Below are 22,360 nucleotides of genomic sequence, written 5' to 3' on the forward strand. Positions count from 1 at the left end.
ACGCGTGCTATAATAAAAGGTTTCCAGCGGTTTGATTTTTCAGGTTTTCTTGGCAAGAGGCGCGAAGGCAGACAGGCGAGGCGAGATAGCGATGGCAAAGACGACAGGCGCAAAGGCGACGGCGAAAACAACGGGGACGGGCAAGGCGAAGAGCGTTGCCGGCAAGGTTCCGCCGCGGACGGTGCGCAACGTGTCCGAGGCCAGAAAGGCTTCCGCGAGTGCTTTGGCGGCCGGCGGGAAATCGACGACCAAGGCGGCTGCGCGGGCTTCGGCGGCAGCGGCCGATGTGACCAAGGCGGCGAAATCATCCGCCAAACCGGAGACGAGGCCCGTCGCGAAGCAGACGGGCGCGAAAAGCGGGAGGGGCGCGGCTGCCAGGCCGGACGATTCGGCAGTGCGCGAAACCCAGGTATCCACGGTGCAACCGGCTGAAGTCCAGCAGCCGCGAGTCGAGAATATTGCCGGTACGGCGAACTCCATGACGAAAAAGCTGAACGAAGTTTCCGTCGATGACGACGCAACCCAAGCTGACGAGCAGCACGCTGCCTCGGGCAAAGCCGAAAAGGCCAAGGCGCGCGATCGTCGCGCGAAGGAGAAGGCGCTCCTGAAGGACGCGTTCGCATCGACGCAGCCCGGCACCGCCGAGGAGCTCGAAGAACGGCGTTCGAAGTTGCGCGCGCTGATCAAGCTCGGCAAGGAGCGGGGCTTCCTGACCTATGCCGAGATCAACGATCACCTGCCCGACAACTTCACGGAGACGGAGGCGATCGAGGGCATCATCAGCACGTTCAACGACATGGGCGTGGCGGTGTACGAGCAGGCGCCCGATGCCGAGACGCTGCTGCTGAACGACAACGCGCCCAACGTGGCGTCGGACGACGAGGTCGAGGAAGAGGCCGAAGTCGCGCTTTCGACGGTCGATTCCGAGTTCGGTCGCACGACCGACCCGGTGCGTATGTACATGCGCGAGATGGGTACCGTCGAGCTGCTGACGCGCGAGGGTGAGATCGAGATCGCGAAGCGGATCGAGGACGGCCTCAAGCACATGGTGATGGCGATCTCGGCGTGCCCGACGACGATTGCGGACATCCTGGCGATGGCCGAGCGTGTGGCGAACGACGAAATCCGCATCGACGAGCTCGTCGACGGCCTGATCGATCCGAATGCCGAAGATACGGACGGCTTCTCGGCTCAGGAAGCCGAAGCGATCGAGGCTGACGACGAAGAAGTCGAAGAGGAAGACGAGGAAGAAGAGGAAGAAGACGACGGCACCGCGCAGGCCACGGCCAACGCGGCGCAACTCGAGGCGTTGAAGCGCACGTCGCTCGACAAATTCTCGCTGATCAGCGAGTGGTTCGACAAGATGCGTCGTGCGTTCGAGAAGGAGGGCTACAAGTCGAAGTCCTACCTGAAGGCGCAGGAAACGATCCAGGACGAGCTGATGTCGATTCGCTTCACCGCGCGTACCGTCGAGCGGCTTTGCGACACGCTGCGCGCGCAGGTGGACGAAGTGCGTCAGGTCGAGCGTCAGATTCTGCATATCGTCGTCGACAAGTGCGGGATGCCGCGCGCCGAGTTCATCGCGCGTTTCCCTAGCCATGAGACCGACCTCGATTGGGCCGAGCGCATCGTTGGCGAAGGCCATCCATACAGCGCCGTGCTATCGCGCAACATTCCGGCGATTCGTGAGCAGCAGCAGCGGCTCATCGATTTGCAGGCGCGCGTGGTGCTGCCGCTGAAGGACCTGAAGGAAACGAACCGTCAGATGGCCGCCGGCGAGTTGAAGGCGCGTCAGGCGAAGCGCGAGATGACCGAGGCCAACCTGCGTCTCGTGATCTCGATCGCGAAGAAGTACACGAACCGCGGCTTGCAGTTCCTCGATCTGATTCAGGAAGGTAACATCGGTTTGATGAAGGCGGTGGACAAGTTCGAATATCGTCGCGGGTATAAGTTCTCGACGTATGCAACGTGGTGGATTCGCCAGGCCATTACGCGTTCGATTGCGGACCAGGCGCGCACGATCCGGATTCCGGTCCACATGATCGAGACGATCAACAAGATGAACCGTATTTCGCGGCAGATTTTGCAGGAGACCGGTCTCGAGCCGGATCCGGCGACGCTGGCCGAGAAGATGGAAATGCCGGAAGACAAGATCCGCAAGATCATGAAGATCGCGAAGGAGCCGATCTCGATGGAAACGCCGATCGGAGACGACGACGATTCCCATCTGGGCGACTTCATCGAAGATACGAACACGGTCGCACCGGCCGACGCGGCGTTGCATGCGAGCATGCGTGACGTCGTGAAGGACGTGCTCGATTCGCTGACGCCGCGCGAGGCGAAGGTGCTGCGGATGCGCTTCGGCATCGAGATGAGCACGGATCATACGCTCGAGGAAGTCGGCAAGCAGTTCGACGTCACGCGTGAGCGTATCCGCCAGATCGAGGCGAAGGCCCTGCGCAAGCTGCGCCACCCGAGCCGTTCTGACAAGTTGAAGTCGTTCCTCGAAGGAAATTGATCGAGGCGTGCGTTTCACTCGAGACCCGGCGCCATGCCGGGTCTTTTTTTAGGTAGAATCGCGAAGTTTCGGGCCTCTAGCTCATGCTTGGTTAGAGCAGCGGACTTGATGTGTGGTGTCCTACGGCCCGCGAGGGTACGGACATCATCAGAACGGGTTGCCGTCGGGCAAGTTGACTCTGTCCTTCGGTAGAACTGCTCAAATTCGGGGAAACCTCTGTTGTCGGCTTGCCGCTCAAGTTGGCGGGCAACGTGGCGATCCCGAGCGAAGCTCTCGATATTTCTTCGAGAGAACGTGTAGAGACTGTACGGGCAGGTCGTAAAGACAAGAGACAGTCCAGACCACAAACCCGAAAGGGGTGGCGAAAGCCATAGTGGTACGCATAATCCGTTGGTGCCGGGTTCGACTCCCGGGGGGCCCACCAAAATGTCTTCCCGGATGTTCCGAGAAAGTCTGAAAACCCGCATCGTGTAAGGCGTTGCGGGTTTTTTTATGACCGCCTTGGTCCGCGAATGTCCATTGCCAGCTACCGTCAGCTGACGGTATTTTCGACGGTATACGATAGACTGTGCTGCGCGTCCGCGAAAAAATACCGTCAGGGCCGAGACATGCCGCTTACCGACACCGCCTGCCGTCAAGCCAAAATCAAGGGCAAGCCGTACAAATTGACCGATAGTGGGGGCTTGTACCTGCTGGTCAACCAGGCGGGAAAGTATTGGCGATGGGATTACCGGTATCTCGGCAAGCGCCAGACGATGGCCTTGGGGGTTTATCCTGAGACCTCGTTGGCGAAGGCACGTGAACGCCATCGGGGAGCACGAGAGACCCTGATGGCTGGTGCAGACCCGGCACAGGCTAAGAGGGCGGTTAAGCGTCAGGCTAAACTCGCGGCGTTCCATTCGTTCGAAGCGGTGGCAACGGACTGGTTCGCAAAGCATATGGTCGGGCGCTCCGAGAGCCATAAGGAGCGCATCTGGAACCGCCTCGAGGCAGATATCTTCCCATGGCTTGGGAAGCGCCCTGTGAACGAAATTGAGGCGTCAGAAATCTTGGAGTGCTTGCGCCGCATTGAGGCGCGAGGCGCGATTGAAACGGCTGGCCGCGTGCGTTGGTCATGTAGCAAGGTGTTTCGCTATGCCATCGCCGCCGGCTTAGCGAAGAACGATCCGGCCGAACTATTGAAGGGCGCATTATCTAGACCGACGATGACGCCGTTTCCCACGATCACCGATCCGGTCGCGGTTGGTGCACTGCTCCGTGCGCTGGATGGTCTCCAAGCAACGTTGGTGGTCAGGTGTGCCGCGCGCTTAGCGCCGATAGTATTCGTGCGTCCCGGTGAACTGCGTCACGCCGAATGGACGGAAATGGATTTGGATAAAGCCGAATGGCGTATCCCGGCGGAGAAGATGAAATCCAGGGCGACTCATGTCGTTCCATTGCCGACGCAGGCGATCGGTATCCTACGCGAACTGAAGCCGCTGACCGGCGCTGCCAAGTACGTCTTTCCAGGAGAGCGAACGCGGGAGCGGCCGATGAGTGAGAACACAATCAATGCGGCGTTGCGTCGGCTTGGATATGCCAAGGACGAATTCACGGGGCATAGCTTCCGCAAGATCGCTTCCACGCTGCTAAACGAATCGCATCTGTGGCATCGCGACGCCATAGAGCGTCAATTGGCGCACGGCGAGCGTGACGAGGTTCGAGCCGCCTATAACTATGCGGAATACCTGCCGGAACGAAAAAAGATGATGCAGTGGTGGGCGGACTACCTTGATCATCTAAAAGCTGGTGCCGATTTGATACCGACTTTGCGAGGGGCTTAGATGTTTTTTGCCCTGGAACCTCCAGACACAGCTGAGTCTCCCCCTGAGATTTCGCCTTGCAGCAGACCGCGTATAAAGTCCGCCAACGGAACGAAAAAGAGATGTTCGGATACCGAACTGGGTGTACACGGCGAAGTTCAAGGAAGCGGCCGCGCAACGAGCGAAAGACGGGCCAGGCGTGAGCGCCGTCGCCCTGGTGTTCAGCGCTTCTCGAAACGCCCGACCTTCAGTCACGATGAACTATCGGCGCAGGATGAAATGCATGTGTCAGCGACGCCGACCTCGACGATCAGATTCTCAGCGTACACCTGCCGTTGCATCCAACATACCTTCAACTCGCTTGTGCACCACTTCCGACTTTAGCTCTACACCAGCGGCGTCGATCAAACGGAAACACAAGGTAGTCGCGCACGGTGAGCGGTTCGGACTGGCCTTTGAGGCCGACTTCCGGCCACTCATTCTTTTTCGGCCAGTGTGCCGTGAGAAAAATGGTGTCCCAGATCGTCGTAAAGAACCCATAGTTTTTGTGCCGGTGATGCGCTTCCGAAGAGTGGTGAATACGGTGGAACTTATTGTCGCCGATGATGTATCGCAGCGGCCCCAGATTGATGCTCGTGCTAGAGTGAGAAAGATGGGCCTGAAAGGTAATCAGCGTCATGGCAACCGCGGGCACGACGCCAGATTCAAAGTGGATCAGCGCCAGTGGTAGTGCTACAAATACTGCGTAAACAAGTGGCTCGGAAACGTGGTGATTGCAATTCCATGCTGTCAGTTCGCGGATCGAGTGATGAGTGGCGTGCATGCGCCACAGCAATGGAACCGCATGCTGAGCGCGGTGCATCCAGTAGTAAAAGAAGTCGCCGGCAATCGCCACCGAGACAGCTGAAAGGACGGTCAAGCCCTTGTTAATGATTATGTTGTCAGAGTGAAGCAACGTGCCGAAATTGATCGTTACGAGCGGCTTAATTCCTAGCCAGCCCAAACTCACAGCGTAGAAATGCCAGATTACCGCGCCGCATCCAATGCGAATAATCCAAATCCGCACGCCGCGAACGTATGAGGCAAAACTGTTTCGATAAGCCGGAAAGATTAGCTCGAGCGCGACGCATGCGGTAGCGAAGATCGCAATCAGTTCGAATGATTTCACATAGGACAGAGCCATCTCATTAACATCAAGAATGTGCATTTTCTTCTCCGGCGAATCGGTCAAATGCGCCAACATCAGGTCGGAGCGACCCGCGTCAACGCGGCGTCTTCTTCACGGAGCTCATGGGTCCAAAACTTATTGATTCCAACGCAGCCCGATGAATTCGGTTTGGCATCCAGATTGATATCGGCAGCAATAACGTCGGATTGCGTCTTGCAGGTCAAGAAAAATTTCCTTTTCGGGGCGCATTCAAACGGTGATCGTATCGCCGGCACAGCGCGCACTGCAGGATGTACTATGCGACATTTCCAGAAATCGAAAAAATCAATTGTTTGGATAAGATCCATTCGTTCCACGAATGACTGCCCTGAATGACAGACTGAGGGCTCGAGCTTAAGCAGCCAATGAGGCGCGAGTCCCCAATGCTCGAGGTTCAGCGAATCGATCAGTACTACGGCCAGCAGCCACGCGTTACGCGATGTGCCGCTCAGGGTGGCGGACGAGGCTTGCACGGTCGTGCTTGGGCGCAACGGCGCCAGGCAAGACGACGCGGCTCAAATGTCTCGTCGGCTTATTGCCCATCAAGGCTGGCGGGATCGCGCCGGGAGGCATCGAAACTATACGCACGCCCGCATCGGGCACCGGCTGGCCTCGGCTACGTCCCCAAGGGATGCGACAAATTTGCCCGTCTGATCGCCGATGAAAACCTCAAGAATCGGTGGTTAGCGGGCGAGCGAAGCGTCGCAACAATGTTCACGCGCCCTTGGTTGGGCTGGACATCCAGGTGGTGCGCACGGGGAAGAACTGCACACCTCCGATCGTGAACGTGCGGACTAACTAGGTCATATGCAGCACGCGCGCTGAACCGCGCAACGCCCGAGCACAGCGACCGGCTCAAAAGGGTTCGGTCGGAGATGTCATCGAATAGCGTTACGCTCCGGGTAGCCATTGAGCGCACGGCTGACCGTGGTTCACGACATCCCAAGCTTGTGGGCAAGATCTTTGGGTCTCATCGCGTGTCGCATTCTTGCCGCTTTCCCGCCAACCTGCCGGGGGCACCGACCCCGTAGGGCGACGCATCAACTAGCAACCGGCCATTGTCGAGTACGTGGACGGGCATCGGGTCCGAGATCTCCCCGATGAACTGGCTGTCCTTGCCGAATTTCAGAAAGGCCATGAAGCGCAAGGTACCGTCCGGTGCGTGCACCACCCGGCCGGAATAGAGCGAGCCTGCTGCATCGCCGACCAGAAAGTCTTCCTCGACCAGCCTCCATTCGCCAAGCGGATGATCGGCAATCAAATAGTGCGTGCCCGTCATGGGCTCGGACATACGCTCGCGGCAATACGTCGGCTCGATATGGTTCTTCGCGGTGCAGAACAGGCAGTACCAGCGGCCCTGGTGCTCGAAGATCTGCGGTACTTCGAGTTGCCCGAACACCTTCGAGCGGAACAGCGGCGGGCGCAGCGACCAGTGTTCGAGATCCCGCGACACCGCATGCCCGAGCACGCCGCGTCCGAGCGCCGGGCCTATGGGCTCTCGAGCGGTGAACACCATGTGCCAGCCGTCGCCGTTCGGGGCGGCGAAGACCCAGGGGTCGCGGAAGGCCTGGTCGTGCCACATATCTGTATTGAGCGGCTCGTACCAAGAAGGATCGATCTCCAGTATCGGATTGTGCGCAAGTCGTTCCCACGTATGCAGATCGTCGGATACAGCGGCACCGATGCGCTGCACGAGACCACGATCCGCATGGTTCGTGCCAGTGTAAAACATCATCCAGCGCTGCTTCGACGTGCGTACGACCGATCCCGTCCACGTGGTGTAGTCATCCCATGCGGGCGAGCGCGCTGGATGCAGCGTGGTCCCGCGTTCTGTCCAGTTGACCAGATCGCTGGAGACCGCATGGCCAATCGATACGTTCCAGTGCCGCTGCTCGGGGTCACCGATCGCCTTCGGGGCATTCAGGAAAAACATGTGGGTGAGCCCGCTTTCCTGTGCAAACCAGAAATCCCAAACCCAACGGTCCTCAAGGCGAAATGCCATCGCTGCTGTCCTATCTGGCGACACGGTCGGTTGTTGCGATGTGGGCCATGCCGGGTTGCGCGCCGTCTGGCGCGAATATCAGCGCCAGAAAGCGCGCCGGTCGTTCGACGCAGTGGCTGGCCTGCGAATATTACACTTGATGATTACAATTGCACGCGATACATCAAAATTTTTTAGGGTCGCCTGTCACAAGTCTGCCGGGTTACCTATAGAAAAGCGCTTTCAACGCATTTTCTTGGGCGAGGAGTCCGGCGACGAACCGCTTCCCATAACTGTCACTAATAGTACACACAAAGAGTAGTAATATCCCTCTGGTCGCGCTGGACGGCCGCCGAGGCAGCGAAGGCTCGTCGGAGTTTCGCGACTGACCACATACATGACACATTCGGGAAGAACCATGTTCGATCAGCAAGTCGGCCGCCGTTACTGGCGCCTTTCTGCGCTTGCATTCGCGACAGCGGCAGCGTGGTCATCGCTGGCCTGCGCCGCAGCGCAGGTTCCGGCGGATGAGACGGAGTCTAGTGCAGCGGGCGAGCAGACCACGGATAAGGACCAGCAGGTCCAGCGCTTCGGTCATGTCGACGTCACGCGCAAGCGCGCAGTGAGCGGTGCGGCCGTCGCGACGAAGCAGACGCAGGACCGGGTGATGGATGTTTTGACGAAGGAGCAGATAGAAACCTTGCCGGATGCGACCGTCACCGAGGTGGTGAAGCGTGTCGCCGGCGTATCGGTGAGCTTTAACTCGGACAACGTGAACGGTCGCGACGAGGCGCAGTTCGTCGCGATACGTGGCCTCGACGCGAGCTACAACAATATCTCGTTCGACGGTGCGCCGATGGCCTCAACCGACCAGACGAGCCGCGGCGTACGCACGAATATGCTGCCGTCGTCGCTCGTCAAACAGGTGCAGGTCTTCAAGACCTGGCAGCCGGATCAGGACCCGAATGCGGTCGGCGGGTCCGTGAACATCGTCACGCGCAGCGCGTTCGACAACGGCGGCAAGCCGTATTTCAGCGCGACGGGAGCACTCGGTCATGCCGACGCAACAGGCAAGGTTCTGTCGGGGGCCGAGGGCCTCGCGCGCAAGGCGGATATGGCATGGAGCGCCACATTTGGCCCGAGCCAGGCCGTCGGCCTCGTGATCGCAGCGAACTACGAGAAACAGAACACGTATTCGCTGGGTCACATGACCACGGACAACATCTTCTACAACTTCTACAACGCGAACGGCTCGCTCGCGAACCCCGCGGCGACGGGCGGGGCGAATCTAGGCAACGGCCTCCCCGTACCCCAGCAGTTCAAATACTGGCAGTACCGCAAGAATCTCGAGCGGCAGGGCGTCGATGCGAAACTCGAAGCGAAGTTCACGCCGGACGTATACGGTTTCGTCTCGCTCGGCTACAACGTCGAGAATATGCATGAGTTGCGCGACGAGAACATCATCGACGTCGGGCGCACGACGGGGGTCTCTAGCAACCCCGTCATCAACCAAACGGCGACGTCGGGTCAGTTCGCACTCGGCGAAGCGGAAGCAGGTGTACAGCAAAGCAAGATCGACCGTACCGTGGAGAACGTCCAGGGTGGTCTCGACTGGCATCTTGGCGATGATCGGATATTGTCGTTCCGCTCCTCGTTTTCGAAGGCAAGTCAGTGGAATCCACAGACGGCTGTGAAGTACATCTACGGCAACCTGAAGTACGGTGCGTCCGGCACGCAGCCATCTATCGTCGGCATACCGGGCATGGCGACGACCTATGACACATCCGGATTCGATCCCGCCGTGAGCGTTGTGAATCCCTCCGGCTTTGTGAATCCCGCAAATTGGCAGCCGCTCTATTGGCGTACCGACAACATCCGGATCGACGACAGGGTGGGCGACCTGAAGCTCGATTTCCGCCAGAACATGGACCCCGATTCGCGCGGACTGGGCTATGCCATCGGCGTCGATTATCGCAGCCTCGGCCACAACTACAACGAAGCGTTCAACGCCTACTTTCCGACCGGCAGCGGGATGACGATGGCGGGCGTGGGCGGTGCGTCGGGGACCACGCTGCCGTACACCAATGGTCTGCCGTTCATGACCATCGACCTTAACAAGGCCTGGCAGCAACTGTTGAGCAATGGCAGCCTTGTTGCGGCGAACGTCAACAATCTCGCGAGCAGTTTGCAGAACGACTACTCGCACACGGAACAGACGGCGGCCGGCTACGCGATGGCGTCATGGCGCACGGATCGTCTGAGCGCGATGATCGGACTGCGCCAGGACAACACGCGTCTGTCGACGACAGGCAATGTGCGCAATACGGTGGGAGGCACGACCACATGGCAGTCCGTCACTAACGATTCGAAGTACAACTTCACATTGCCGGCCGCATCGCTGGTTTTCGATGCGACACCCGCAGTGCGCCTGAAGCTCGCCGCCAGCAAAACCATCGGCCGGCCGACCTATGACGACTACGCGCCCAACACGTCAATCTCCGAAAGCTCAGACGGGTCGCTGACCGTTGTCACCGGCAACCCGAACATCAAACCGCGCGAATCGACGAACCTCGATCTCTCGGCGGAATGGTATCTGCCGCACTCGGGCCTCGTCTCGCTCGCAGCGTTTCACAAGCAGATCAAAAACGAGATCTACAGCCTGACCCGCCAGGGGACGCTGTTTTACGATGGCTTGACCCGCACAGCGTCGATCACACAGCCACTCAATTCGTCGAGTTCGAAACTCGACGGCATCGAACTGAACTTCGTGCAGAGTTCGCTCGGCTGGCTTACGCGGTACCTGCAGGGCTTCGGCTTCAGCGGAAACCTCACGTTGCTAAGCGGTCGCCTGAATGCGATCACGTCATCGGGCAGCACGCGCACGATCAACCGCCTCGTCAACCAGCCAGATCAGATCCGTAACCTCAGTATCTTCTACAACTATCGCAAATTCGGCATCACGGTCGCGTATAACTGGATCGGCACAAGCCTGCGTGCGGTTGATGCCAGCCTGCCGCGCCAGGACGTGTACTGGCAGGCGCGCAAGGAAATCGATCTGCAGGCACGCTATGACATCGGCTCGGGCTGGCAGACGTTCTTCGAAGTCGCGAACCTGACGGGATCGCCCGTGGTCGCCGTCACCGGTCAAAACCGTAATCTGCTGAAGGACAAGTTCTCCATCGGGCGGACCTTCTGGCTCGGTCTGACCTATACCCCGAAGCATCTTTGACCTAGGACGGCTGGGCTGCCCCACGGGTGACCGGCCGGACACGGGATTATTTCATCAAGGACATGACATGAACATCCTGCAGCAATTTCTCAGTCTGAGCACGCAGTCGGCGGGCATCATCCCGATCCTCGCGCTGCTTTTTATCGTGGTGCTGGCCGTCGCGATCGAGCGCGTGGCGTTCTTCGCGAAGGCGGCACCCTCGGGCGCAGAAATCGATCATCGCCTCAACTCGCTCGACTTCCACGATGAACGCTCGGTGAACGAAGTTGCGACGCGCTACCGTTCCACGGTTTACGGTGCGACGTTGCAGGCTGTCGTCGAGGCGCGCTCGCTGAATCCCGACGAGATGGACCGCTATATCGACGAAGCGATCGTACGCACGTTGCCGCAACTCGACAGGCACCTGTGGATGCTCGATACAGCTGTGACGCTCGGACCGCTGATCGGGTTGCTCGGCACGATCATCGGCATCACCGAGTCGTTCAACGTGCTTGGCGCCGCAGGGCCTAGCGCGGGTGCTGTGACGGGCGGCATAAGTCATGCGCTGATCGCGACGGGCTGTGGTTTGCTCGTGGCCATTGTCGGGGTCGCGGCGAACGGCTACTTCGCCAAGCGGGTGCGGCTTGCGATGTTGTGCCTCGATCTGATCAAGCTCGCAAGCGTCAAGCGCACCCATCTGGTCGGCAGGAGCACGGCGGGTACTGCGGGTATCGCGGGCGCCGCCGATACGCGTGAGCGTCAGGAGCACGTCGCGAGCGTACGGGCGATGTCGCGCACGATGGCCTCCGATGCGTCGGGAGCATAATCATGAGCCGCACTCGTTACGTCGAGTCGCACGAACCGCGCATCGAAATTGTGCCGATGATCGACATCATGATGTTCCTGCTGATTTTCTTCATGGTCACGATGTTGAAGATGATCGATGCGAGCGGCGTCAAGATCAACGTGCCGCACGCCGCATCGGCCGCCCCGCTGCCGAAGGCGACGCTCACGATCACGGTGAAGAAGGACGGCAGCCTGTTCTTCGAAGGCAAACCGGTGTCCGCTGACTTGGCGACGCAGACGATCCGTGCACGTGCGCACGACGCGAAGGTCGACGTGCTGATTGCGGGCGACAGGGAAGTGCCGCTGCAGGATCTGCTGCACGTGATGGACCTCGCGCACGCGGCGGGTGTCGACGATGTCGGCGTCGCGGCCGTGCGCTGAGGTGCACTCATGAAGACAGTCGTTCTGGGAACGCTCGTGCCGCCCGAACCGAAGTCTGGGATGCGTTGGCCCGCTGCGTTTGTGATTGCGCTTGTCATCGAAGGTGGGCTGGTTGCGGTATTGGGACGCATCGCGGTGCAGCCTGTTGCCGAACCACCTCCGCCACCGAAGGTGATGAAGATTGTGACGATCGCCGACGCGCCCGCCCATCCCGCACCGCCGCAGCCGGCCCGGAATGCCCCCCCCGAACCGCCGAAGCCCGCGCCTGTGCCGCACCGTCCCACGCCGGTGCGGCATGCAGCGCCCACACGCAGCGCGGCGCCTGCGCCGGCCGTGACACCCGCGCCCGTCGTCAGTCAGGGGCCCGTGACTGTGCCGCAGGCGGCGCCCGCCGTCGCACCGGACATGGAGAAGCCGACGCATCAGACACCGCCCGCCGCGCCGCAGCCACCAAAGGTCCGCAAAGGCATCGTGCCGCTGGTGCGGGTCGAGCCGGATTATCCGCCGCGCGCGATGGCCGGCAACATCGAAGGGTCGGTGATCGCGCACGTCACGATCACGCCGGATGGGAGCGTGAGCGCTGTGAGTATCGTGCGCTCGGATCCGCCGAAGATCTTCGACCAGGTTGCAATCAACGCGCTGATGCGCTGGAAGTTTTCTCCCGGCGACGCCGATGTGATCGGGGAAGTCGCACTGCGTTTTTCGCTGAGCGAATGACGCACTGAACAGACATAAACATCAGGAACAAATGAAAACAGCAGGCATGAATACTATCGACGTCTCTAAAGTACCGCCCATCTCGCTGGACCATATCGGAAAGAAGTTCGATTCGAATGGCAACGTGTTGCGCTATCCCGGCAATACGCTGGTGTGTCACGTGCCTCTTTTTACACCGCTATCCGATGCGCTCGTCGCTGTGCGCGATACGATCAGATCGAGTCTGTTTGCGTCATCGCTGACCTTTCTGCCACCGGAGAGCTATCACATGACCGTGTTCGAGGGCGTCGCAGACCGCGAACGCGACAACGGCCGCTGGCCGATGGATCTGCCGCATGACGCGAGCGTTCTCGAGTGCACGCGTCACTTCGCGGCGAAGCTCGAATCGTTCGATCTGGGATGCGCGTTGCCGCTGCGTCTCAGGGTGGCCGAACGCGCGAATCAGACGCACATTGGCTGCATCAAGCTCGTACCCGTTGATGCGGCGGAAGAGCGCAAGCTGCGTGACCTGCGCACGCGGCTCGCCGAGTGTCTGTCACTCAGGACGGCATGGCACGATCACTACGAGTTTCACATCACACTGTCGTATTTGATCCGCCCGATGACGCCCGACGTCACGCGTGCGTGCCTCGATCTCGTCAGCGGCTGCTTTGCAGGTGTGGGCATGCTGTTTGACGTCATCGAATTGGGCGCGCCCGAGTTCTGCGTGTTCAATGACATGTATGCGTTCGACAACCAGTTCTTCCTGCGCCGGATCGCATCGCAATGAGCGGCACGGTCGGGCATCGTCTCGCCGTATCGAACGGGGGTGCGCGATGATGCGTATGCCAAGCGTTGCTGTGGCTGTACTGCTCGCGCTCGGTGCGTCGCCGTCGATGGCAACAACCATCCAGTTCTGGTACGGTCATACGGGTACCGTGGCCACCGCGATCCAGACCCTGTGCGACGGGTTCAATGCGTCGTCGCCGGTGGACAAGGTGCAATGTGTGTCGCAGGGCGCGTACGAGCAGACGATGCGCAAGACGGTCGCAGCGTATCGCGCGGGCAGGCAGCCAGCGCTCGTCGAGATTTACGACGTTGGCACGGCGGACATGATGTTAAGCGGCGCCATTTATCCGATGGATGAGATGACGGCGTCGGTGGGCAAGCCGGTTGATGCATCTCTCTATGCCGATGTGGTGCGACGGTACTACGCATCGTCGGACGGGCGGCTCTATTCGCAACCGTTCGGAGTGTCGACGCTCGTGCTGTACGCAAATTCTGCGCGACTCGCCGCAGTCGGCGTGACCAGCACGCCGTCGACGTGGGAAGCGTTCGAGGCCGCGGCGCGCAAGCTGCGGGCCGCGGGCGCCACTTGCCCCGCTGTCAGCGATTATTCGCCGTGGAAACTATTCGAGCAGCCGGCGGCCGTGCAGGGCGTGCCGCTTGCGAGTGGTGCCAACGGACGACAAGGGCTATCCGCGCGCTATGTGTTCGCGGACAGTCCGCTGAACCGCTGGATGCACGACTTGCTGCGTTGGCGCAAGGCGGGGTTGCTGCTCGATGCGGCCGACACGCGCACGGGCAGCCAGGCGATCGCTTTCGCGAATGGTGAGTGTGCGATGTCGATAGATTCAACGGGAGCGATGGGCGTCATCATGAGCGTCGGCAAGGTGCGCCCGGCAGTGGGCATGATGCCTGTCTACGCGGGCACGCTACGTTACCACACAGTGATTGGTGGCAGTTCGATCTGGGTGATGAAAGGTCAGGACCTGGCCAGCTATCGCGTCGCCGCAGCGTTTCTCGCCTTTGTGCGTGAGCGGCGAAACCAGATCGCATTTGCACTAAAGACAGGCTATCTGCCCGTTACGCGGGACGCGCAAGCGATGCTATCTACAACGTCCGATCAAAGGGACGTGGCTCTGCTGCCAATCACGGCAGGCTTGATGTCGCTCAACGAGCCGGGAAACGAAAACAATACGGGCGAACGGCTCGGCTTCTTTCCGCAGTTCCGCTCGATCTGGTTCGAAGAGGTGCAGCATGCGTTCCACGGTGACAAATCGATGGATGATGCGCTGCGCGAGGCACAAACACATGGCAATGCGTTGCTCGCACGCTTTGAGGCAACCTACAGGGGCATGTGCCTGCCCTGACGAAACGCGAGCGCGCTTGCCGCTGACTGCCCGACATGCAAATTTTCTATTCCAAATGAAACCAAGCGCCAGATTCCCAGGCCGCCAGATACCGCTGATGCTCGCACTGCCTCAGCTTCTGCTGGTGGCTCTGTTTTTCTACTGGCCGGCCTGCAAGGCCGTCTGGTGGTCCTTTAACCTCGTGCGCCCGTTCGGCAACGGCTCGCTATTCGTTGGTTTGGACAACTATGTTCGCATCCTCTCGGACGCCACTTTCTATGCGTCTCTGCGAATTACGGCGATCTTCGCGGTCGCGGGTGTCGGTTCCGGGGGGCTGATCGCACTTGCTCTCGCCGGCTTCGCGGATCTGAACCTTCGCGGCAGCGCAGTATTCAGCAATCTGCTGATCTGGCCGTATGCGATTGCGGGCGCGGTGCTGGGCGTGATCATGCGCTTCATCGCGAATCCCATCGTCGGTCCGCTCGCGCACCTTAACGCGATCCACCCAGGATTGTGGGCGCCGCAGTCCAACGGCACAGAAGCGATTGCCGTCATCACACTTGCGTTCGCGTGGACCCAGGTTCCGTTCAATTTTGTGATCTTCCTTGCCGCACTGCGCTCGATCCCGCAAAACTATCTGGCCGCTGCCGCCATCGATGGCGCTGGCCCCGTGCGGCGCTTCTTCGATATTAAGCTGCCCATGCTTAAACCGTTCATCCTGTTCGTGACGGTCGCCAGCATGATCGAGGCGATGACGAATAGCTTCGGTATCGTCGATACGTTGACGGCGGGTGGTCCCGCAGGGGCGACCAACATCATCGCGTACAAGATCTACTCGGACGGCTTCGTCGGGCTCGATCTGTCTGGATCCTCGACGCTTTCCGTCATCCTTATGTTTTTCATCCTCGCGATGACGTTCGCGCAGTTCCGCGTATTCGAACGCAGACTCGACGGGGGAAACTAGTCATGGTCGAACGTCACCCGGTCCTCAGGCTGGTTGCCTATGCCGTGCTGCTGGTCGGCATCGCGTTCGCGCTCGCGCCCATCTATCTGGCAATCTGCGCGGCCTCCGTCTCGAATACATCGCTGCTGGGCGAAGGGATCGCGCTGGTACCGGGCGACCGCCTGATCGACAATCTGCACGAGGTCGCGCGCCGTACGGACCTCGGACGCATGCTGTTCAACAGCTTTGTGGTGTCGTCGGTTGTCGTGATCGGCAAACTCGCGTTGTCGTCGATCACCGCATATGCCGTCGTATACTTCCGCTCGCGGTTCAGGCACGTGATCTTCTTCGGCGTGCTGGCAACCCTGCTGCTGCCTGTCGAAGTTCGTATCGTACCGACCTATGCGGTCGCCTCCGATCTCTTCGAGCCCTTGAAGACGATCCTCCGCGCCACCCACCTCGATACCGTGCTCGCCACGCTGACGGGGCTGCAATTCACGGCATCACTGAACCTCCTGGATACCTACGCGGGCCTCACATTGCCGTTGGTCGCGTCGGCCACGGGGACGTTCCTTTTCAGGCAGTTCTATCAGACAGTGCCCGCGGAGCTGTCCGAGGCGGCGCGCCTGGACGGTGCAGGGCCCGTGCGCTTTTTCTTTGACATCCTGTTGCCGCTCTCGAGGGCCAATTTTGCGGCGCTGGGCACGATCGTATTCATCTCGACGTGGAAGGATTATATGTGGCCGCTGTTGATGACGAGCCGGCAGGACATGCGCACGATCGTACTTGGTGTCGCGAGCTTCGTGCCGACTGAAGCGAGCCAGGCGCCTGAATGGAGTCTGATGATGGCCGCTGCGCTGGTCGGCATGGCGCCGCCGCTGGTCGCGATCGCGCTGATGCAGCGCTGGTTTGTCAAAGGTGTGACGGGAATCGGGAAATGATGAGTGATCGCGCAAGCAGTCGGCCGGCCGGTATCGCCGTCGAGGCCGTGACGAAGCTGTATGACGGTCACACGGTAATGGCCGACCTGAACATTGTGTTCGAGCCAGGTGAGCTGACGGTCGTGCTCGGTCCATCGGGGTGCGGCAAGTCGACCTTGCTGCGTATCGTGGCGGGGCTCGAGTCGGTCACGCACGGACGCGTCCTGATAGGCGGCGAAGATGTCACACTGCGCGCGCCCGGCGAACGCGGCTGCGCGATGGTTTTTCAGCATTACGCACTATATCCGCATATGAATGTCGAGGAGAACATCGGCTACGCTCTCAGGCTCGCGCGCTTGCCGCGCACGGAGCGCCGACGGCGTATTGGCGATGCGGCCAGCATGCTCGGGCTGACTGAACTGCTCAAGCGGCGCCCGGACCAGCTGTCTGGCGGTCAGCGGCAGCGGGTGGCGATAGCGCGCGCGATTGCACGTCAGCCCGCGATCCTGTTGTTCGACGAGGCATTGTCGAACCTGGACGCGAAACTGCGGCACGAGATGCGTTTGGAGCTACGGCGGTTACACAAAGAAATCGGCGGAACGACGATCTTCGTAACACACGACCAGACCGAAGCGATGACGCTCGCGGATCGCATCGTCGTGATGAATCGCGGACACATCGAACAGATCGGCCCGCCGGGCGACATTTATCATCGACCACGCACGCCGTTCGTCGCGGGCTTTATCGGCAGTCCGCCAATGAATCTGCTCGAAGCGACGTGCGCGTCGGACGGTGGCGTGGTGTTGGCGAATGGGATTGAGCTACTGTTTGCAGAGCGGGGGTTGCCAGGCCACGGCGAGGCGGGTGGTGCCCGCATCCTTGTCGGCATCCGGCCCGAAGCGTTTGTGGTGCGGCACGACATGAGCGGTCTGGTGTGCACGGTTGAAGCGGTTGAGGATATGGGCAGTCATCGGCTGCTGTATTGCCGGCTTGGCCGCCAGCGGATCATCGCGACACAGCGGGACGCAGCGGACTACCGGACGGGCGACCGGCTGTCTCTCGGTTATCGGCCGGAACATGTGACACTGTTTGACACCGCGACCGGCAGGCGCGTGGCGATGCCTGATATGCCGGGGCAACGGTGTGAGTCGCTGTGGTCAGGTGCGACGTTCTGACGGCCGTGCTTTGCAATGGCCCCTCATCCATCTTATGGAGCAGTGTGTTGAGCAATCTGGAGAGTCGTCTGCAGGCGGCGACATCGATCGTCGAAGAAGCCGGGGCGAGGGCGCTTGGGTTTTTCATGGAGCGCGCAGCGCTCGCCACCAGCAGCAAGGGGCCGATGGATTTTGTCAGCGAAGCCGATATGGCCGTCGAGCAGCAGATCAGGGAGCGGATCACCGGTATATGGCCTGCTGAAGCTGTCGTTGGCGAGGAGTTGGGCGGCGAGATGGCATCGCGGTTCTGGGTCGTCGATCCCATCGATGGGACAGCCAATTTCCTGCGCGGCTCGCCACTGTGGGGGATCGCGCTTGCGTTCGTGGCGGACGGCGTGCCCGAAATCGGCGTCATTCATTACCCGGTGCTGCGCATGACCCTTGGGGCAGCGACGGGGCACGGCGTGATTCTCAACGGTCAGCCCTTTACGCGCGGCGTGCCGTTTCCCGATGTGCGCGTCGCGGCGCTTGGCACCAACCCGCACTGGACCACGGCCGAAACGGCGACGCTCGAAGCGGAGATGAAGCGTCATCAATGGGCGGTGACGGGCTACCGCTGCGCGACCATCGGCCTGGGTTTCGCGGCGTTAGGATATGTCGACGGCTATTTCGAGTGCCACACGAGTTTCTGGGATCTGGCTGCCGGCGCGGTACTGTGCCGCGAGGCTGGTCTTCGGGTCGCATTCGACGGCGCTCGCGTACGTCACGGGATGCGAATCGCGGTCGGGACGTCAGCGCTGACGGATGTCGTGCTGCCATTCTGGTCGGCACTCGCGGCCTAGCCGATGATCGGCGCGGCCAACTATGACAGCGGTTCGGTAGCGGACCCGTCTGCTACCATTTTCGATTTCGTGTATAGGCGGAGCGTGACCCATGTCCCTGGTTTCGCGAGAGTTCGTGTCACCACATTCTGAGACAGGCGCGACGCGGCAACGCGGTCGGATCGGCCCGCTAATTGCGAGCGAGCGGCTTGTTCTCGACCTCGTTCGACGCTCCAGTGTGATCACGCGTGCAGCGATCTCGGCCCAGAGTGAACTCGCACAACAGTCGGTGCACCGGCTCATCGAGCAACTGATTGAACGCGGTCTGCTGAGGACCGGCGAAATGATCAGGAACGGGCGCGGCCAGCCGAGTCCGCGCATCGAACTGGTTCGTGAGGCAGCGTACTCGCTCGGCGTGTCGATCAACACGGATTCCATGTCGGTGTGTCTCGCTGACCTTGGATGCCATATCCTCGAAGAGGTGCAGCTCCGCACGACGCCAACGAGCCGCAATGCCTCACTTGCGGCGATCAATGATGCCATCGACCGGATTCTCACGCGCAACCACGTGTCGCGCGACCGTCTGATCGGCGTCGGATTCGCCATGACCGGTTATTTCGTCGCCGACGACCGGCAGATGAATGCGCCCGAACCGCTTCAGGACTGGTCGCTTGTCGACCTTGCACCGATCCTTGAGCGCTCGTTCGGACTGCCTGTGTGGATCGATAATAACGCGACAACAGCTGCGATTGGCGAAAGCCTGCTCGGGGCGGGGCGCTGGGCGAAGAGCTTTTTTTATCTATCGTTCAATTACGGCTTTGGAGGTGGCGTCATCATTAACGGAAAGCCCTATTTCGGTGCGCATGGCAATGCGGGTGAAATGACGCTTTGCACACCCGCGGAAGCAGAAAACCGTCCGGCCTTGCGCTATCTGATCGGCGAGTTGCGCGCCAACGGTATAGATATCGATTCTGTCGAAGACCTAAGGATGCGCTTCGATCCGGCCTGGCCCGGCGTCGAGACGTGGGTTGCGCGCACGTTACCCGTGCTTGACAGAACGATAAACGCCATCGCTGGCCTGTTCGACCCGGAGGCCATCGTATTCGGTGGGCAGTTGCCCGCAGCGCTCGGCCGCATGTTGATCGAGCGCGCCCGCTTCTGGGATGTGCATCGATACGGCGTTGGACCGCCGCGGCCAAAGTTGGTTCTGTCAGAGGCGAATGGTGATGCTGCGGCAAATGGCGCGGCGCTCGTGTTGCTAAAAAACAGCTTCTTTGAATAGCCATGGCCGATCGCGGGGTGTGTGACTCAGCATTTAACTTACAGCGTCGTCAACCCTCGGACTTCTCCAGACTTTACTTGGTTCAGCTGCCCGAAAGTCATTTTTTTCGACTGCTGTTCCGGCTAGCTAATAATACCGGCTGGTGTCACGCATTCCAGAGCGGCTTGCGGCAGCTGCGGCCCCCACTGGATCGTCTGTAGTGATCGACGTGAAACCGTTCTCAAGTTGCAGGTCAACGTTCGGGCGCCTATCCGCTGTTTCATTACCGAAATGCATAGTATCTGTTAGGTAGTCGTCGAGGCTAGCGCAACAAGTACCATTGCTGCGGATGTACCATCTGCCGTCGTTCGCGTTTTGGCGGTACTCCTTCACCGGATTGAAGGCTCCCATGGCTTTGCGCCCGTCGCGGAGATCCTTCACTAGGTCGTATGTGGGATCGCCGTCTACGGGGTTCTTGTTGCCGACTTCAATCCAAGCAAAGTTACTCTGCTCGCTGGCCTTATCCAACCAGGAATTTACCAAGCATTGGTGATAGTGGACTACGGTTATGACTGGAAAGTGGGCCATGGCTTGTTCACAGCCCAAGTCCGTGTACCGGTTGGCAATCTCATCTTCGTCTCTGGCGTAAATCATTGGCGCAAATGCAACGCCTTTCGTGTATTTCACGATATTCTCCGGCTCGGCTGCCGCTAATGTGGCGAAGAACTTGAGAACCACCATATTTTGCATACCTCGATGGAGGGCGATATCTGCCGCGCGGGAAATCGCATCGAGAGTCTTGATGTCGAGTATCACTAACATGTTGGGGTAGTCGGACTTCACCCTATCCAAAGCTTCCTCAAGCGAGAGCGCATTGTATCCCGTGATTCTGAATTGCTTATCGCGCAACATAATTTTGTCGAGCGTTGCATCGGGAAGCGAACGGACATCGGCATTCCATCCTTTGCCTGTATAGATATCAAATCCGGAGGTGGCATCAACGCGCCCGACGTTGTTATCATGGAAGAGATACGGAGTTCCCTCGCTGCTTTGCTTCACATCCAGTTCGATGGCCTCGATACCGTTGTTATAGGTATTTTGAATCGAACAAAGCGAATTCTCGGGACAACCACTGCTAACGACGCCACGGTGAGCAACGATGCCTATGGTTCTGTCGATTTCGTCAGGACCAGTATAGGGGTTCCTGAACGCTTCGAGAATGCGCTCTGGGTCATAGTGCTGTGGGCCGTCTGCGAGGGCAGTATCAGAAAGCGCTGCAATTGTACAAAAAACAGCGCCAAGCAGCCGGCGCAACTGGATTGAAAAGAAATTCATCGCAATACCTTCCTTGGCTGTCGAGAATTGATTGAACTAAATTTTTTCTTTACTAGTGTTTAGTGCAATAACTGTACCAGTGATGAAGTGGCCAAACGTTTTGCTAATGAGAACGGAAGGGTGCGGGCGGACCGGCGCCGCTCCGGTGTTGGCGCCGCAGAATGCGTTCGGTTTGTCGGGAAGCTGACGTCGCATAGTGTTCAAATCGGACACGCTTTTACTGTTCGACGTAGAAGGCAAGACCGATCTTCGCCGAGGCTGCGCTCAATCCCCAGGTGTACGCACATGCCCGCCGCTACTTCGGTATTCTGACGAGCCCCGAACGCGCGATCGGCGCAGCGGCTGTGCGAAGGCGACATTGCGCTCAGACGCTTCACCGAGCTCCCGCGCGGCTTTTGGGCATTCATCGAGCGATCGAGGACATATGGCTGTCCGAGGCCTCGTTGACCGCAGCGGGTTTAATGGAATGGTCAGCCTGACCGGAACAGCCCCATCGGCTTACGCTGATCGGGCTGTTTAGTTATGGAGATCGTCACGGACACCATCTCGTTGATCGTAGCGCCGAGGTTGGACGGTCAATCGCCCAGAGCGCGCCGACGCCGAAAATCTTGAGCCGCGCCGCCCGTTGCAGTCTCGATGCCGGCGCCGAGCTGCGCAGTTCGCGATATATCGTTTTGCCGCGCTTCAACTGCGTGAGCTGAGGCGCTCGCAGCAGATGGCGCCACCATTCAGCTCTCGCCAAACAATGGGTCGTTTGCGGCAAACGGAAATACGCTTTCCACAGGTGGCTGAGCGGTTGCGGATCGAGGAGCAGCGCATCACGTCCGTCACGAACGGTTTAAGCATCGCCAGTTCATTGTGCGCGGCTTTTCGATTGATCGCGCCTCCGGCGGCTACCGGGAATCTGTGGTGAGCAATTTGCGGCCTTACGTTTGATACAAAACGTACGCGGTTTGTCGGGAAGCCGACCTCATTCAGCCAGCGCGATTTCCGCAAGTGCCCCAGAAGCCCGTCTATCGGATTTTCATGGGCGGGGGCGACATGGCGCGGAATCTGCATGAGAGCGGTCCGCGGTGACGTCTGGCCGATCCTGGAATCGACAGAGACCATATGCCTGCGGTAGACGGAGGATATGGAGCGGACTTGCAGCCGCGA

Annotated in this window: 19 protein-coding genes; 13 read left to right on the forward strand and 6 right to left on the reverse strand. The window is 59.8% G+C overall.

Annotated elements, in window-relative coordinates; genetic code table 11:
* Positions 1 to 39: 39 nt before the first annotated feature.
* Entirely contained in the window at positions 40 to 315 is a 276-nt protein-coding gene (locus B0G57_RS32395; protein WP_399276602.1) for a hypothetical protein, read from the reverse strand.
* On the opposite strand from B0G57_RS32395, the gene rpoD reads away from it, so the two are divergent.
* Both rpoD and B0G57_RS22260 read left to right on the forward strand, forming a co-directional pair.
* Positions 287 to 2,518, forward strand: coding sequence for an RNA polymerase sigma factor RpoD (rpoD, locus tag B0G57_RS22255; protein ID WP_399276591.1), 2,232 nt, complete (start codon positions 287 to 289; stop codon positions 2,516 to 2,518). The genes B0G57_RS32395 and rpoD overlap by 29 nt on opposite strands.
* Before the next feature lie 512 nt (positions 2,519 to 3,030).
* A complete protein-coding gene (locus B0G57_RS22260) occupies positions 3,031 to 4,341 on the forward strand; it encodes a tyrosine-type recombinase/integrase (RefSeq protein ID WP_018439732.1) in 1,311 nt (436 codons plus the stop codon).
* A 331-nt stretch (positions 4,342 to 4,672) separates the two neighbouring features.
* On the opposite strand, the gene B0G57_RS22265 is transcribed toward B0G57_RS22260, so the two are convergent.
* The 3 genes from B0G57_RS22265 to B0G57_RS22270 form a co-directional block, all read right to left on the reverse strand.
* Positions 4,673 to 5,527, reverse strand: coding sequence for a sterol desaturase family protein (locus tag B0G57_RS22265; protein ID WP_026229502.1), 855 nt, complete (start codon positions 5,525 to 5,527; stop codon positions 4,673 to 4,675).
* A gap of 35 nt (positions 5,528 to 5,562) precedes the next feature.
* Complete coding sequence (locus tag B0G57_RS31140) at positions 5,563 to 6,000, reverse strand: hypothetical protein (protein WP_146013337.1); 438 nt, start codon at positions 5,998 to 6,000, stop codon at positions 5,563 to 5,565.
* Positions 6,001 to 6,497: 497 nt separating this feature from the next.
* A complete protein-coding gene (locus B0G57_RS22270) occupies positions 6,498 to 7,529 on the reverse strand; it encodes a glycoside hydrolase family protein (protein WP_020566084.1) in 1,032 nt (343 codons plus the stop codon).
* 397 nt (positions 7,530 to 7,926) lie between these two features.
* Here B0G57_RS22270 and B0G57_RS22275 point away from each other — a divergent pair, with 397 nt between their 5' ends.
* The 11 genes from B0G57_RS22275 (at position 7,927) to B0G57_RS22325 (ending at position 19,891) form a co-directional block, all read left to right on the forward strand.
* On the forward strand, positions 7,927 to 10,737 hold the full coding sequence (locus B0G57_RS22275) for a TonB-dependent receptor (RefSeq protein WP_018439728.1): 2,811 nt from the start codon (positions 7,927 to 7,929) through the stop codon (positions 10,735 to 10,737).
* A gap of 67 nt (positions 10,738 to 10,804) precedes the next feature.
* Positions 10,805 to 11,542 (forward strand): MotA/TolQ/ExbB proton channel family protein, encoded by a 738-nt coding sequence (locus B0G57_RS22280; protein ID WP_018439727.1) that lies wholly within the window; start codon positions 10,805 to 10,807, stop codon positions 11,540 to 11,542.
* A 2-nt stretch (positions 11,543 to 11,544) separates the two neighbouring features.
* The gene (locus tag B0G57_RS22285) at positions 11,545 to 11,943 is read left to right on the forward strand and encodes an ExbD/TolR family protein (protein ID WP_018439726.1); all 399 of its coding nucleotides are present in this window, start codon (positions 11,545 to 11,547) and stop codon (positions 11,941 to 11,943) included.
* A 9-nt stretch (positions 11,944 to 11,952) separates the two neighbouring features.
* Positions 11,953 to 12,660 carry an energy transducer TonB gene (locus tag B0G57_RS22290; protein ID WP_018439725.1) on the forward strand — a complete coding sequence of 236 codons (708 nt, stop codon included), beginning with the start codon at positions 11,953 to 11,955 and terminating at the stop codon, positions 12,658 to 12,660.
* A 46-nt stretch (positions 12,661 to 12,706) separates the two neighbouring features.
* Complete coding sequence (locus B0G57_RS22295) at positions 12,707 to 13,429, forward strand: DUF1868 domain-containing protein (protein ID WP_018439724.1); 723 nt, start codon at positions 12,707 to 12,709, stop codon at positions 13,427 to 13,429.
* 55 nt (positions 13,430 to 13,484) lie between these two features.
* Positions 13,485 to 14,792 carry an extracellular solute-binding protein gene (locus B0G57_RS22300; RefSeq protein ID WP_223258595.1) on the forward strand — a complete coding sequence of 436 codons (1,308 nt, stop codon included), beginning with the start codon at positions 13,485 to 13,487 and terminating at the stop codon, positions 14,790 to 14,792.
* Between the two features lie 97 nt (positions 14,793 to 14,889).
* Positions 14,890 to 15,735, forward strand: coding sequence for a carbohydrate ABC transporter permease (locus B0G57_RS22305; RefSeq protein WP_018439722.1), 846 nt, complete (start codon positions 14,890 to 14,892; stop codon positions 15,733 to 15,735).
* Between the two features lie 2 nt (positions 15,736 to 15,737).
* Positions 15,738 to 16,655 carry an ABC transporter permease subunit gene (locus tag B0G57_RS22310; protein ID WP_018439721.1) on the forward strand — a complete coding sequence of 306 codons (918 nt, stop codon included), beginning with the start codon at positions 15,738 to 15,740 and terminating at the stop codon, positions 16,653 to 16,655.
* The gene (locus B0G57_RS22315) at positions 16,655 to 17,809 is read left to right on the forward strand and encodes an ABC transporter ATP-binding protein (protein WP_223258602.1); all 1,155 of its coding nucleotides are present in this window, start codon (positions 16,655 to 16,657) and stop codon (positions 17,807 to 17,809) included. The genes B0G57_RS22310 and B0G57_RS22315 overlap by 1 nt, the downstream gene beginning before the upstream one ends.
* Before the next feature lie 44 nt (positions 17,810 to 17,853).
* Entirely contained in the window at positions 17,854 to 18,630 is a 777-nt protein-coding gene (locus B0G57_RS22320; RefSeq protein ID WP_018439719.1) for an inositol monophosphatase family protein, read from the forward strand.
* Positions 18,631 to 18,721: 91 nt separating this feature from the next.
* Entirely contained in the window at positions 18,722 to 19,891 is a 1,170-nt protein-coding gene (locus B0G57_RS22325; RefSeq protein ID WP_083925536.1) for an ROK family transcriptional regulator, read from the forward strand.
* A gap of 126 nt (positions 19,892 to 20,017) precedes the next feature.
* Here the strand turns inward: B0G57_RS22325 and B0G57_RS22330 are convergent, their stop codons facing one another.
* Positions 20,018 to 21,205, reverse strand: coding sequence for a glycerophosphodiester phosphodiesterase family protein (locus tag B0G57_RS22330; protein WP_018439717.1), 1,188 nt, complete (start codon positions 21,203 to 21,205; stop codon positions 20,018 to 20,020).
* A 684-nt stretch (positions 21,206 to 21,889) separates the two neighbouring features.
* Positions 21,890 to 22,264, reverse strand: coding sequence for a hypothetical protein (locus tag B0G57_RS30975; RefSeq protein ID WP_146013336.1), 375 nt, complete (start codon positions 22,262 to 22,264; stop codon positions 21,890 to 21,892).
* Positions 22,265 to 22,360: the final 96 nt, after the last annotated feature.

Origin of the sequence: Trinickia symbiotica, assembly GCF_002934455.1 — a bacterium.
In the GTDB taxonomy this organism is placed as follows: domain Bacteria; phylum Pseudomonadota; class Gammaproteobacteria; order Burkholderiales; family Burkholderiaceae; genus Trinickia; species Trinickia symbiotica.

Excerpts from the sequence above, each read along its gene's own strand:
- B0G57_RS22260 (WP_018439732.1), top strand. The coding sequence starts at position 3,031 with ATGTCCATTGCCAGCTACCGTCAGCTGACGGTATTTTCGACGGTATAC.
- B0G57_RS22265 (WP_026229502.1), bottom strand. The coding sequence starts at position 5,527 with ATGCACATTCTTGATGTTAATGAGATGGCTCTGTCCTATGTGAAATCA.
- B0G57_RS22270 (WP_020566084.1), bottom strand. The coding sequence starts at position 7,529 with ATGGCATTTCGCCTTGAGGACCGTTGGGTTTGGGATTTCTGGTTTGCA.
- B0G57_RS22275 (WP_018439728.1), top strand. The coding sequence starts at position 7,927 with ATGTTCGATCAGCAAGTCGGCCGCCGTTACTGGCGCCTTTCTGCGCTT.
- B0G57_RS22280 (WP_018439727.1), top strand. The coding sequence starts at position 10,805 with ATGAACATCCTGCAGCAATTTCTCAGTCTGAGCACGCAGTCGGCGGGC.
- B0G57_RS22285 (WP_018439726.1), top strand. The coding sequence starts at position 11,545 with ATGAGCCGCACTCGTTACGTCGAGTCGCACGAACCGCGCATCGAAATT.
- B0G57_RS22290 (WP_018439725.1), top strand. The coding sequence starts at position 11,953 with ATGAAGACAGTCGTTCTGGGAACGCTCGTGCCGCCCGAACCGAAGTCT.
- B0G57_RS22295 (WP_018439724.1), top strand. The coding sequence starts at position 12,707 with ATGAATACTATCGACGTCTCTAAAGTACCGCCCATCTCGCTGGACCAT.
- B0G57_RS22300 (WP_223258595.1), top strand. The coding sequence starts at position 13,485 with ATGCCAAGCGTTGCTGTGGCTGTACTGCTCGCGCTCGGTGCGTCGCCG.
- B0G57_RS22305 (WP_018439722.1), top strand. The coding sequence starts at position 14,890 with ATGCTCGCACTGCCTCAGCTTCTGCTGGTGGCTCTGTTTTTCTACTGG.
- B0G57_RS22310 (WP_018439721.1), top strand. The coding sequence starts at position 15,738 with ATGGTCGAACGTCACCCGGTCCTCAGGCTGGTTGCCTATGCCGTGCTG.
- B0G57_RS22315 (WP_223258602.1), top strand. The coding sequence starts at position 16,655 with ATGAGTGATCGCGCAAGCAGTCGGCCGGCCGGTATCGCCGTCGAGGCC.
- B0G57_RS22325 (WP_083925536.1), top strand. The coding sequence starts at position 18,722 with ATGTCCCTGGTTTCGCGAGAGTTCGTGTCACCACATTCTGAGACAGGC.
- B0G57_RS22330 (WP_018439717.1), bottom strand. The coding sequence starts at position 21,205 with ATGAATTTCTTTTCAATCCAGTTGCGCCGGCTGCTTGGCGCTGTTTTT.
- B0G57_RS30975 (WP_146013336.1), bottom strand. The coding sequence starts at position 22,264 with ATGCAGATTCCGCGCCATGTCGCCCCCGCCCATGAAAATCCGATAGAC.